Below are 12,447 nucleotides of genomic sequence, written 5' to 3'. Positions count from 1 at the left end.
GGCGGCCGCAGCGGCCCTCCCGCCACCAAGGGGTTCTAGCCCTTGACGCTGATCTGGCGCAGCGTCGGGAACATCATTCCGGTAACCGGGGTCACCTCAATGTTTTCCGCACTGACATAGCTGTTGTTCGCCTGGTAGAAGACCGAGAACCAGGCCTTGTCTGTCACCAGCCGGTTGAGTGTCTCGACCTCTGCCAGCTGATCCGCCGGCGCCGCCGTCAGGACCTTCTCCACCTGGGCCTGAACCTCGGGGAACTGGTCCATCTGCGGGTTCGGGTTGTACCACTGCGGGGTGGAGATCTGGCGAAGGACGTTGGCCACGGGGTGGGAATCCATCGACAGGAAGGAGACGAACATCGGGTAGGTGGCGGCCTTGGTCTGGTAGTCCATGTACTGCATGTCTTCCCACGTCACCTTGATACCCAGCTCGCCGAAGACCTGATCGACCGAGGGCTGCCAGACCTGGAAGACCTGCGACATCGGCATGGTGATGTCGAAGCCGTCCGCGTAGCCGGCGTCGGCCAGCAGTTTTTTGGCCTTGTCCAGGTTCACGGCGTACTGCTCATCGATCTCCGCGACGTGGCCGGGCATACCGAACGGGAAGACCTGGTTGGTCGGCTCGCCGGCTCCACTGCCAAGGGTGCCGAGGATTTCAGCGCCGTTGAATGCGAAGTTCAGGGCCTGGCGGACCCGCTCGTCACCCAGCGGCTCAAAGGAGTCCCCGGCCCGGTCAGTGAACTGCAGGCCCACCCATCCGGAAACCTTCTTGGCAACGTTCCAGCTGTTCGCTTCTGCCTGGTCGAGGGCGGCTTGGTCGGCGTAGTTGAGATTAACCTGCCCGGAAAGCATGGCGTTATTGCGTGCCGTGGCATCCTGGATCGGATAAATCGCCAGCGGTTCGAACTTGAACTGATCGGCAGCCCAGTGATCGGCCACCTTGTCGAAGTGGTATTCGGCGCCGGCGACACTGGACGATGCCATGGTGTAGGGGCCGGATCCGACGGGTGCCTCGGCAAGTGTGCCGGATTCAATGGCTTTGGGAGACATCATGTAGCTGCGGCCAAGTCCCATGAAGTACAGCAGGGTGTCATCCCGCTCGGCGAGGTTGATTTCGATGGTGTCTTCATCGACGGCTTCGAACGAATCAACCGAGAGGTATGCCTCCTGGGAGCGCGCACCTACTTTGAGGTATTCAAGGCTCGCCACTGCAGCGTCTGCGTTGAAGGGCTCCCCGTCGCTGAAGACCGCATCCGTGCGCAGCTCCATTGTGACGGTCAGGAAATCCTCGGAGACCTCCCATTCAGTGGCGAGGGCGGGGGTGGGGTTTCCGTCCGTGTCCACGCCCAGCAGGGGATCATAGACAGCGGACAGGTACGGGCCGTCGAAGCCGATGTCGGCGAGGGACGGGTCCCAGGAAGTGACGTCGGCGAACTCGCCGATATTCAGGGGTACGTTGCCGCCAGCCGCTTCGGCATTGCCGTTGTTGTCGCCACCGCTGGAGCAAGCGGACAGCGCGAGTGCTGAGACAGTCAGGAGTGCTGCTGTCGTTGCCTTTTTCATGCGTTCTTCTCTCATTGCCAGTGGAGTGACGCCTGCACGCCGGCCCGTCGACCAGCCCGCATGGTCCATTGTCCGAACGGGGCCCCACGGCCGCAGTGTCCGTGTGCTGTGGATCACTTTGCGACTCGTTGTGGGGTAAGTCTACAGTTGTTGACTAGAAAATCAAGCACTGTTTTTCGGGTGCTGGCAGGGGCAAAACGGGCAGCAGAAAACCGCCCTCAGCAGGGGTGAAAGGCGGGCTGTAAGGGCCTTGGCAGGCTAGGCGGCCGGGGACCGCGTAATGCGGTCAAAGAAGGAATCAAGGTGCCGGTGCTGCAGTTCAACCGTGGAAAAGTCCGGCCCCACAAGGCTCATGATGTTTGCCCCAGCGTTGAGCAGGACCAGTTCGTCAACCAGCTGTTCGTCGGATTCGGGGGACACAATGTCGCCGTCCTCGCGGCCCTGGCGGATGTACTCACGCAGGGAATTCCGCCACCGCATCAGGTGCGCCTGGTACACCTCGAACAGCGCTTCCTTCGACAGGGACAGTTCCCAGAACGCCAGCAGAACCCGGCCGGCGGTGATCCGCTCCTCATCCAGGGGCATGGCTGCCAGCGTGAACTGCCGCAGCGCGTCCAGCCCGGTCTTGTCGCCGAGCGCCGCAGCCACATGGGACTCCATGATCTTCAGGGCCCGCTGGTAGGTGGCCTCCACAATCACGTCTTTGCTGTCGAAATACCGCTTGAGGGCTCCGTTGGCGAAGCCTGCCTCCTTGGCAATTTCCCGCATGGTGGCTGCTTCCAGCCCGCCCTTGACGATGAGGTTCCAGGTGACATCGAGAATGTCCTGGCGGCGCTGATCGCGGTCAATCACCTTGGGCATGAGGGACTTCCTTACCTGGTCTCCGGAGGCTGGTGCCCCTCAGTTTATGCCACGCGTCTACAGACAAAGACGATCCCGGATGGGGGTGATCTCCGCTCCGGGTCTGCCCTCTCCGGGGCAGGGCGCGTACGGTAGCCCCCATGACTGCACAGGGACCGAAAAAACCCCGTCCCCGCGGAGGACGCCAGCTCCCCGCGGATGACCGGTGGCGGTCTATTGGCCGGGAATTCGGCCTCTACACGATCAGCGAACTCGCTGACCGGCTGCGGTTCGGTGCACCGGAGAACCTCCGGGCCAAGCAGCTCACCGGCAAGGCCCGGGTGCTGGCCGTGGCGGACCGCGGGACGTTCCTGTACCCGGGATTCCAGTTCGATGAAGCCAGCGCCCGCATGTTGCCGGTGGTCAAGGAGATTGTCCGGCAGGGCAGGCTGGCCGGTTGGACGGATGAGGAGCTGGTGCTGTGGTTTTGCCGGCCCAACAGGTCACTCAAGGGGAAGCGGCCGGTGGACGTCCTCGGTGACGAGCAGCTGATCCTCCAGGCAGCAGAAGCGGACTTCCCCGCCAGCGGCGCCGTCCCCCAGGACGGCTAGCGGCCGGGCGCGGCCACGAACGCCGTGGGAGTGCCCGGATCGATTTCGGTCAGGCCGGCGTCGACAATCAGCGGCCCGGCCCCCGGTTTCCTGTACAGGGCCTGGAAGCTGCGCTTCGGGACCTCCTGTGCTGCCGCCCCGGGGCGGGCTGCCCATGCCTGCTGTTGGCCGGCGTCCAGTTCCAGGAACCACGCCAGCAGTGCGTGCGCAGCCTGCGCGGCGGCTTTTCCGGTGGACATGGACAGATCCCGGTTCAGGATGATCACCGGCGTTCCCGGGACAGCCGCTGCCGGTTCCGTGTCCGGCAGGTGTGTTCCGGATACCTGCAGAGCGCGCAGTGCCCGCGGCATCTCCTCATAACGCTGCGGCTCAAACGCGGCTGCCTCCGCTGTGCCGATCTGCACGACGCCGGAGGGAGCCTGGGCGCTGAGCTTGGCGAAGGGCTTGGGTCCCGCACGCCGTACGGTTTTCGTGAAACGGCCGGTTACCCAGTCGCCCCAGGCCTCGTCCCCGGTCCGGTTCGCATATGCCAGCACACCGGCGGTGGCGGCCGCCGCCACCGCGTCGCAGTGGGCGGCCGGATCCTCCTTGTCGACGCGCAGGATGATTGGCTGGACGGTATCGCTGGGTTGCACCCCTCCAGCTTGCCATGGCCGCGCCTGCCAGCGAGGCGCAGGTGATCCGCGGTGCCCAAAAGCCGGCGTGCCGATAGAATTCCCGCGTGACCATCGAACAGGCCCTGCTGGGTTTCACTGCCGTTGCCGTGCTTCTGACGATCATGCCGGGGCTGGACTCAGCCATGGTGCTCCGCTCGGCGATCAGCCAAGGCCCGCGGCACGCCGTCGCGACCGGTCTGGGCATCAACACCGGCGCCTTTCTGTGGGGTGCCGCGGCCGCCGTGGGGATCTCGGCGCTCCTGACGGCGTCGGAAACTGCCTATACGGCCTTGAAACTCGCGGGGGCCGCCTACATGCTTTGGCTCGGCGGGTCACTGCTGTGGAAGTCGTTCCGGCGGCGCCAGGCACCGGTGGAAGTCGATGGTGTGCTTCCGGCCAGCGGCGAACGGCTGGTGACGGCTTGGGCCAAAGGCCTGGGGACGAACCTGCTCAATCCCAAGGTCGGCGTCTTCTACATCGCCATGATTCCGCAGTTCATCCCCGAGGGCGTCTCTCCCCTGCTGATGGGTCTGGTTTTGGCGGGAATCCATGTCCTGCTCAGTGTGGTGTGGTTTGGACTGATTCTCACTGCGGCCCATTTGGCGCGCAAATCCCTCCAAAGCCCGCGGTCGGTAAAGCTGACCGACCGGCTGACCGGCGTGGCACTGCTGGGCTTCGGCACGTCCCTCGCGGTACGGCACTAGGCCCGGCGCTCCGCCGGAAAACCTCCCCGCCGGTAGAGGTCCAGCCGACAGAACCTCCCGCTGGTAACGTTTCAGCATCACGCCGCCACTGCCCTCTGACTAGGGCAGACGCCGTCAACTGCGGCTGTTAGGACTGAGGGAACGGAGAAGCACTCCGCACCCCCACCGCCTAGGAGTTTCAGCTGTGCCATCTAAATCCCTGTTGTCCGTTCTCGCCCTGACCGCCGTGACGGCCCTGCTTGCCACCGGCTGCACGGCATCCACTGCCGGCGAAACCGCCAATGAAAGCGCTGATGCAGGCGCCCCGGCGGAATCGCGGCTGGACCTCATCGAGTCCCGAGGCACCCTGACGGTCTGCACCACTGGCGACTACCGGCCCTTCACCTACAAGGACCCGGAGACCGGCGGGTTCTCCGGAATCGACATCGCCATGGTCCAGGACCTGGCATCCCGGCTGGAGGTGGAGGTCGAGTACGTGCAGACCTCGTGGAAGGACCTGATGCCGGACTTCCTCGCCGGCTGCGACATTGGGGTGGGCGGGGTGTCCATTTCCCTGGCCCGGGCCGAGCAGGCCTTCTTCAGCGATCCCGTCCTCGACGACGGGAAAACCCCCATCACCCTGTGCGGCAAGGAAGAGCTCTACGACACCGTGGAAGAGATCAATGCGCCGGGGGTCCGGTCGATCACCCCGATCGGCGGCACCAATGAGATCTTCGCGGACAAGCACTATCCCAACGGTGAGATCATCCGTTTCGAAGATAACAACACCATCTTCGACGAGATCGTCGCCGGCCGGGCGGACGTGATGACCACCGACGCAGCCGAGGTGAAGTGGGTGGCCAACGAATACCCGGAACTCTGCGCAGTGGATCCGGACCACCCGTTCAACTTCTCCCAGAAGGCCTATCTGCTTCCGCTCGGGGACACGGTTTTCCAGGAGTACGTCAACCAGTGGCTGAACCTGGCCGCCAATGACGGCACGTACGACGCGGCCAAGCAGCCGTGGTGGGGCTAGGGCCGGGCCAGGTCCCCTCGGAAGTACTCCAGCACGTCGGCGCTGTCCCAGATCTCCGCGTACTTTGCCTGCAGGTCATAGAGTGAGCCGCCGTGCACCGCTGCGTCCCGGTCCCCCACCGCGTTGCCCACCACGATCGGGATAAATCCATGCTGCATCGCGTCCACGGCCGTGGCCCGGATGCAGCCGCTGGTGCTAGTGCCAACGATCACCAGGGTGTCCACGCCCCGGGTATGCAGGAGCTGGGCCAGGTCTGTGCCGAAGAAGGCGCTGGCGAACTGCTTCACCAGCACCGTCTCCCCCTCCACGGGTGAGACTTCGGGCATCAGCTGGCCCAGCTCCGTTTCTCCGATCAGCAGCCGCAGGGCCGGGACCTTGCGGATAAAGACGCCGCCGTCCGCCCCGCCGGGCCCGAAGCGGACCCGGGTGTGCAGAACCGGCACCCCGTTGCCGCGCGCCGAGCCCAGCACCTCGGCGGCGGCGTCCAGGAACTCCTTGTCCGGCAGGCACAGCGGGCTCTGCGGATCGAAGTAGGCGCGCATCAGATCCACGGACACCACGGCGGGCCGGATGCCCGGCGCCAGGGTGCCGTCGAATCCCGCGTCGAACGTCCTCAAAGCAGCGCCACCGGCGGGGCCGGGGCCGGCAGCCCCGTCTCGGCCAGTGCGTTGGCCAGCAGGTCCGCCATCTCCCCGCCGCGGTTGAACAACGGCAGCGGCTCTTCCCTGCCCGCCCGCAGCCGGTCCCGAAGTTCCGCGGTGGCAGCGGCGTCGAGCACCCCGTCCGCTGAACATTCCACGCCGTACCCAAGCGCGCCCTGCGCCGTGACCAGGCCGCGGCGGACCTCCTTGCAGACGAGTCCGGGATCCCGCTCCAGCGGATCGCCCCAGCCTCCGCCTCCCCAGGTCACAAAATGCAGGACGTCACCGGGAGCCACCGCCACGTCGTGGACCTTGGAGGGCAGGACAACGGTGGTGCCGTCCGCCTTCTCGATCCACTTCTTCCCGCGGGCGCCCGGTTCCCCGCCGCGCACGCCCCAGGGGTAGGTGAGCCAGCGGTCGTCGTGGATGGCGATGGTTCCCGGTTCCAGGAAGCGGTACGCGACGTCGACGCCGTTGCCGCCGCGGTGCAGGCCCGCACCGCCGGTGTCCGCGATGGTCTCCCATCTCTCGATCACCAGCGGATAGTAGGACTCCAGGTATTCGCACGGGATGTTCGTGAAGGAGGGCCACAGCGAGTGGCCGTCCGGACCGTCACCCACCGGCCGTCCCGGAATCCCGCCGAAGCCGATCGAGTAGAGCTGGAACCACTCCCCTTTACGGTCCCCGGAGCTGTAGTTCCCCGAGTACATAAAGTGCGGCGAAGAGGAGAATCCGGCACCGTTGAGCAGGTCCGGGTTGGCCTGGCCCAGCAGCCCGCCGAAGAGATCGAACAGCCGCCCGATCCCGTGGTTGCGCCCGTTCAGCGCCGCCGGGTAACGCGGTTTCCAGAAGGTATCTTCCGGTATCTCGACGTCGACCAGCGGGTAGAACCCGTCATTCCAGAGGATCTGCGGGTCCGCCACGGTGATCATGTAGATCCCGAAGAACATCCGGATCAGGTTTTCGTTGATGTAGTAGTTGATCGGCCCCTGCGCCTGCGGGCTGCTGCCGGTGAGGTCGATCAGCACCTTGTCCCCGGTGCGGGTGATGGTCATCTTCAACTCGTACGGGCCGAAACCGCGGCCGTCGTCGTCGATGAAGTCGGTGAAGGAGAGCGGTTTGCCTTCCTCGAACACCATGGACAGCAGCGTTTTCATGGCCCGGTAGTTACGGTCCAGCAGGGCATTCAGCGCCGAGGTGTAGGTGTCCACACCGAAGCGTGCGCACATTTCCTGGACCCGGCGGGAGGCGGTGCTGCACGCAGCGACCAGTCCGTTGAGATCCGCCCGGTTCCAGTCCGGCTTGCGGACCTGGTTCAGGATGATGCCCAGCGAGGTATCGTCGCGTTCCCCGCGGCGGTAGAGCTTGAACGGCGGGATCACCACGCCTTCCTCGAAGATGGTGCGCGCGTCGGTGGGCATTGAGGCGGGGGTTTTGCCGCCGACGTCGGTCATGTGGCCGAACTGCGAGGCCCAGCCCACGATCCGCCCCTCGTAGAAGATCGGCATCACCACCAGCCAGTCGTTGGCATGGCTGATCGCCGCACCGCAGGAATACGGGTCGGAGGTCATCAGGACGTCGCCCTCTTCGATGGTCCCGTGGAAGTTCGCCAGGAAGTCCGGGATGGAGAGCCCGAACTGCCCCACGATCATTTTTCCCTCGGGGTCGGCGATCAGCGGGAACTCGTCGTGCTGTTCCCGGATGCCCGGGCTCAGCGCGGTGCGGAACAGGGTTTCGTCCATTTCATAGCGGGCGCTTCGCAGCGCGTTTTCGATCAGGTCGAGGGTGACGACGTCGACGTCCACCGAGCGCAGCGGCTCGGTGGCGGTCTCCACTAGCTGGGCCATGGGGCTACTCCTTCGGGTCTGCGGCAGGGCGGATGAGCAGGCTGCCGTGCGGGTGCACGGTGGCGGTATGTCCGGGCAGGACAAGGGTGGTGGAGTCCATCTCGGCGATGACGGCCGGCCCGTGCACCACGTTTCCGGCGAGCAGGAGGTCCCGGTCGTATACGCCCGCATCAACCGTGGCTCCGTCCACGAAGATGCTGGTCCGGGTCCGTTCGGCGGCGGAAGGGTCCGTTCCTCCCGTCTCCAGGGTGATCGAGGTGACCTCGGGGTGCGGGCCGTTGACAGTCGACCGGACCGTCACCAGTTCGTGTTCGTTGTCCAGCAGGAAGGAGAAGAGCCGCTCGTGTTCCTTGTCGAAGGCGGCCCGCAGCCCGGTGAACCCGCCGCCGTCGCCGGCAGCAAACGCGGCGTAGTCCAGCGGCACCGGGATTTCGAAACCCTGGCCGTGGTAGCGGACGTCTGCTGAGTAGCTGACCGTAAGCTCCTGCTCCCCCAGGCCTGCGGCCAGCAGGGTGTCCCGGGCGGTGGAAGCAAGTTCGTCCAGCAGCCCGGCCAGTTCGGTGTCCGTGAAGTCACCGAACGGCCGCACCAGTGTGCGGGCCGCTTCATTGCGGAGGCTGGTGGTGGCGTCTCCATAGGCGGAGAGCACGCCGGGCGAGGGCGGGATGATGACCGGCCACGCCCCGGTCAGTTTCCCCAGGGCGTTGGCGTGCAGGGGCCCGGCGCCGCCGAAGGCCACCAGGGCAAAGTCGCGCGGATCGAATCCCTGTTGGGTGGATACCAGCTTCAGCGCGCCGAACATGTTCTCGTTGACGATGTCCACGATCCCGGCGGCGGCCCGTTCGACGTCGTTCAGCCCCGTCGCGTCCGCAATAGTCTTCACTGCGGCAGTGGCAGCTTCAGCGTCAAGACCAATTTCACCGCCGGCGAGCTGGGAGGGCAGGTACCCCAGGACCACGTTGGCATCGGTGACAGTGGGGTCGGTGCCTCCGCGGCCGTACGACGCCGGTCCGGGGACCGCACCGGCGGACTGCGGCCCCACACGCAGGGCCTGGGTCAGCGGCGGAACATGGGCGATGGATCCGCCGCCGGCGCCAACCGTCCGGACATCCACGGACGTGGCACGGACGGTCAGGTGCCCCACTGTCGTTTCGCGTCCGATCCGGGGCTGGAGGTTCTGGACCAGGGCCACGTCCGTGGAGGTTCCGCCCATATCGAAGGTCAGGAAGTCAGTGAAGCCTGCCTGTTCGGCGGCCCAGGCGGCTCCCGTAACGCCGCCGGCCGGGCCGGAGAGCAGCAGCGAAACCGGGTTGTCTGCGGCGACCGCACCGGAGACGAGGCCGCCGTCGCTGCGCAGGATGGAGAGCTGGGCGTCCATACCGGCACCGGTCAGCTGGGCGTCGAGCTTGCGGACGTAACCGGAAACCTGGCCCTGTACGTAGGCGTTGGCAACCGTCGTGATCGCCCGTTCATATTCCCTGAGCTCCGGGAGCACCACGGAGGAGCAGGAGACTGGAATACCGGGCAGCTCCTCCGCTGCGATCTCAGCGATCCGGGCTTCGTGGGCACCGTTGGCGTAGGCGTTGATGAGGCAGATGCTCAGCGCTTCCACTCCGTTGGTCCGCAGCTTGGCCAGCTGCCTGCGGACGTCTTCCTCGTCCAGCGGGGTCAGCACCGCCCCGGTCGTGGAGACCCGTTCGGTCACTTCCACGGTGTCTTCCAGGTCCGCCAGCGGTTCCGGTTTGGGCCAGATGATCCAGCCGGCCAGGCCGCCGGGCACGAAGGACCGGGCTATCTGGAGGACCTGGCGGAAGCCCCTGGTCGTCACGAGCCCAACCCGCGCCCCTTTCTGTTCCAGGATGGCGTTGGTGGCCACCGTGGTTCCGTGCAGCACCTCGCTCACCTCGGCCGGCTCGATGCCGGCTGCGGCACAGACCTGGGCGATCCCGTGCAGCACGCCGACCGATTGATCCTCGGGTGTGGACGATGTCTTATACCGGTGGGTCTGGCCGGTGTCCTCGTTGACCAGCAGAATGTCCGTGAATGTGCCGCCGACATCCACGCCTAACCGAAACGCCATCAGTTCTCCTTGGGGTGGTGCTGCCCTGCGCCTGCGCGCCGGGCAGCGGAAGGATCCGTGCCGGGAATGCGCCGTTCTTGATCAGCGTCCTGACCGGCCTCAGGGCCGGCGCTTTCGCCGTATATGTTGCCTGCGTCACATTCGTGGCATCAGGCTAGGTGTGCAGCGGCAGCGTGTCAAGAGATTGCATACAACCACGCGTTATCGACCCTTCCGATCCCTTGACAGTGCCGGATGAGCCTGCCAAGTTGTATGCAGAATGCTAATAACGAGGTACAGCCAGGCGCACAGCTCAGGGAGGAGCAGCCATGACACCTGCCGGACAGGCAACCGGTCCGCTGGAGGGAGTGCGGGTCGTGGAGATGGGCCAGCTGCTGGCCGGGCCCTTTTGCGGGCAGCTCCTTGGCGATCTGGGGGCCGACGTCGTGAAGATCGAGGACCCAGCACACGGAGACCCGCTTCGCCAGTGGGGGCGGCAGCTGCCGCAGGGAGTCTCGCTCTGGTGGTCCGTCGTGGGGCGCAACAAGCGCTCCGTCACCCTGAACCTGCGGGAACCCGAGGGCCAGGAACTGGCGCGCCAGCTGATCCGGGAGGCCGACATTGTGGTGGAGAATTTCCGCCCCGGAACCATGGAACGCTGGGGGCTGGGCTTCGAGGATCTGCGCCGGGACAATCCCGGACTGGTGATGGTGCGGGTTTCCGGCTTCGGTCAGGACGGACCCTATTCGCAGCGCGCCGGATACGGAGCGATCGGCGAAGCGATGGGCGGACTCCGCTACGTCGTCGGCGATCCCGCCAGTCCGCCGTCCCGGGTGGGTATTTCCATCGGCGACACCCTGGCGGCGCTGTTCGCGGCCATCGGAGCCCTGGCGGCCCTGCAGGAACGCCGCTCCAGCGGGCAGGGCCAGGTGGTGGACTCCGCCATATACGAAGCTGTGCTGGGGGTAATGGAATCCCTGGTCCCCGAATGGCAGCTCACCGGATACCAGCGCGAACGCACCGGCGCGGTCCTTCCCAACGTGGCGCCCAGCAACGTCTACCCCACCAGGGACGGACAGTGGCTGCTGATTGCAGCCAACCAGGATACGGTTTTCGCCCGGCTGGCCAAGGCCATGGATGCTCCCGAGCTCGCGTCCGATCCGCGCTATGCAACCCACGGAGCCCGCGGCGAGCGCCAGGCGGAACTCGACGACCTCATCGCTGCCTTCACCTCCGGCCTGGACGCGAAGGTGCTCGAGGCCCGGCTGGAAGAGCACGGGGTGCCGTCCGGAAAAATCTTCCGGCCGGTGGACATGTTCACGGACCCGCAGTTCCAGGCCAGGGAGTCGATCACGGAAGTGCAGCATCCGGTCCTCGGTCCGGTGTCGATGCAGAACGTTTTCCCCCGCCTGAGCCGCACCGGCGGGAGCGTGCGCTGGCCGGGTCCTGAACTTGGCGCCCACACCGCAGAGGTGCTGGCGCGGATCGGCGTGGATGCGCCGGCGCTGCAGGACCTCCGTGCGCGGGGCGTCGCATGAGTCTGCCCGGGCTTCCGGCCTCGGTCCGGCTGGTGGAGGTGGGGCTCCGGGACGGGCTGCAGTCCGTCCCGGAGCCGTTGCCCACCGCGCGGAAGCTGGAGCTGGTCCAGCTCCTGATCGATGCCGGCGTCCGCGAAATTGAGGCCGTGTCCTTCGCGCATCCCAAGGTGCTTCCGCAGCTGGCCGATGCCGCGGAGGTGATGGCAGCAGTACCGCGGGTGCCCGGAGTCCGCTACCGGGGTTTGGCCCCCAACTTCCGTGGCGCGGAACGGGCTGTCGACTGCGGGCTGGATGAACTGGTGGTGGTGGTTTCCGCTGACGAGGAAGTCAGCCGGCGCAACCAGAACCTCACGGTCGACGAGGCGCTCTTGGATCTGGCCAGGATCGGCGACCTCGCGGAAGCCTCCGGCCTGCGGCTGGTAACCGCCGTGGCGTGCGCCTTTTTTGCCCCTGCCCGCGGCCCGGTGCCCGCAGCCGAGCGGCGCCGGGTCCTGGAGGCGGCGGCAGCCGCCGGATCTGCCGGGGTGTATCTGGGCGGCACGTCCGGGCAGGAGGAACCGGGGGAAATCTACGACGGCGTTGCGGAGGTCCGAAGCGGTTATCCAGACCTGGAGGTGGGGGTGCATCTGCACAACCGCAACGGCTTCGCTCCGGCGAATGCGCTGGCAGCGCTGCAGGCCGGCGTGGACTGGCTTGAAGGGTCCTTCGCGGGGCTCGGCGGGGACCTGTGGTTCCCCGGAGATCCGGCGGTCCTGGGCAACGCCCCGTTCGAAGACCTGGTGCATCTCTGCGACGGGCTTGGCATCAAGACCGGAATCGACCTGCCGGCGTACATGCTGGCCTCGGAGCAGATTGCGGCACTCACGGGGCGCGCCTCGGCGTCGTTCGTTTCCCGTGGCGGCACCCGCGCGGAACTGGCCGCTGCCAGCTGGCCTGCCGCCGCCGGTTCAGCCGCTGGCAAGGGATAACGTAGTGGG

11 protein-coding genes are annotated in these 12,447 nt (G+C 66.3%); 5 read left to right on the top strand and 6 right to left on the bottom strand.

Annotated elements, in window-relative coordinates:
• Window positions 1–35: 35 nt before the first annotated feature.
• Both ArtHe_RS00175 and ArtHe_RS00170 read right to left on the bottom strand, forming a co-directional pair.
• The gene (locus tag ArtHe_RS00175) at window positions 36–1,559 is read right to left on the bottom strand and encodes an ABC transporter substrate-binding protein (RefSeq protein WP_248318215.1); all 1,524 of its coding nucleotides are present in this window, start codon (window positions 1,557–1,559) and stop codon (window positions 36–38) included.
• A gap of 258 nt (window positions 1,560–1,817) precedes the next feature.
• Window positions 1,818–2,420, bottom strand: a complete 603-nt coding sequence (locus ArtHe_RS00170) for a TetR/AcrR family transcriptional regulator (RefSeq protein ID WP_066301910.1) — start codon at window positions 2,418–2,420, stop codon at window positions 1,818–1,820.
• 140 nt (window positions 2,421–2,560) lie between these two features.
• On the opposite strand from ArtHe_RS00170, the gene ArtHe_RS00165 reads away from it, so the two are divergent.
• Entirely contained in the window at window positions 2,561–3,010 is a 450-nt protein-coding gene (locus ArtHe_RS00165; protein ID WP_248318214.1) for a hypothetical protein, read from the top strand.
• Here the strand turns inward: ArtHe_RS00165 and ArtHe_RS00160 are convergent.
• A complete protein-coding gene (locus ArtHe_RS00160; protein WP_248318213.1) occupies window positions 3,007–3,645 on the bottom strand; it encodes a peptidyl-tRNA hydrolase in 639 nt (212 codons plus the stop codon). The two genes, ArtHe_RS00165 and ArtHe_RS00160, sit on opposite strands and share 4 nt — an antisense overlap.
• Window positions 3,646–3,731: 86 nt before the next feature.
• Between ArtHe_RS00160 and ArtHe_RS00155 the strand changes: the two genes are divergently transcribed.
• Complete coding sequence (locus ArtHe_RS00155) at window positions 3,732–4,370, top strand: LysE family translocator (RefSeq protein WP_066301916.1); 639 nt, start codon at window positions 3,732–3,734, stop codon at window positions 4,368–4,370.
• A 184-nt stretch (window positions 4,371–4,554) separates the two neighbouring features.
• On the top strand, window positions 4,555–5,385 hold the full coding sequence (locus tag ArtHe_RS00150; RefSeq protein ID WP_248318212.1) for a transporter substrate-binding domain-containing protein: 831 nt from the start codon (window positions 4,555–4,557) through the stop codon (window positions 5,383–5,385).
• Here ArtHe_RS00150 and ArtHe_RS00145 read toward each other — a convergent pair.
• The 3 genes from ArtHe_RS00145 to ArtHe_RS00135 are packed head-to-tail and all read right to left on the bottom strand — an operon-like array spanning window position 5,382 to window position 9,953.
• The gene (locus ArtHe_RS00145; protein ID WP_248318211.1) at window positions 5,382–6,002 is read right to left on the bottom strand and encodes an isochorismatase family protein; all 621 of its coding nucleotides are present in this window, start codon (window positions 6,000–6,002) and stop codon (window positions 5,382–5,384) included. The genes ArtHe_RS00150 and ArtHe_RS00145 overlap by 4 nt on opposite strands.
• A complete protein-coding gene (locus ArtHe_RS00140) occupies window positions 5,999–7,873 on the bottom strand; it encodes a hydantoinase B/oxoprolinase family protein (RefSeq protein WP_248318210.1) in 1,875 nt (624 codons plus the stop codon). Before ArtHe_RS00140 ends, ArtHe_RS00145 begins: the two co-directional genes overlap by 4 nt.
• Window positions 7,874–7,877: 4 nt before the next feature.
• Window positions 7,878–9,953, bottom strand: coding sequence for a hydantoinase/oxoprolinase family protein (locus tag ArtHe_RS00135; protein ID WP_248318209.1), 2,076 nt, complete (start codon window positions 9,951–9,953; stop codon window positions 7,878–7,880).
• Window positions 9,954–10,261: 308 nt separating this feature from the next.
• Here ArtHe_RS00135 and ArtHe_RS00130 point away from each other — a divergent pair, with 308 nt between their 5' ends.
• Window positions 10,262–11,470 carry a CoA transferase gene (locus ArtHe_RS00130; protein ID WP_248318208.1) on the top strand — a complete coding sequence of 403 codons (1,209 nt, stop codon included), beginning with the start codon at window positions 10,262–10,264 and terminating at the stop codon, window positions 11,468–11,470.
• On the top strand, window positions 11,467–12,438 hold the full coding sequence (locus tag ArtHe_RS00125; protein ID WP_248318207.1) for a hydroxymethylglutaryl-CoA lyase: 972 nt from the start codon (window positions 11,467–11,469) through the stop codon (window positions 12,436–12,438). Before ArtHe_RS00130 ends, ArtHe_RS00125 begins: the two co-directional genes overlap by 4 nt.
• Window positions 12,439–12,447: the final 9 nt, after the last annotated feature.

This window comes from Arthrobacter sp. Helios, from assembly GCF_023167125.1.
Lineage (GTDB): Bacteria > Actinomycetota > Actinomycetes > Actinomycetales > Micrococcaceae > Arthrobacter_B > Arthrobacter_B luteolus.
Note: the sequence above shows the minus strand (reverse complement) of the source record. Positions and strands in the feature narration are given on the sequence as shown.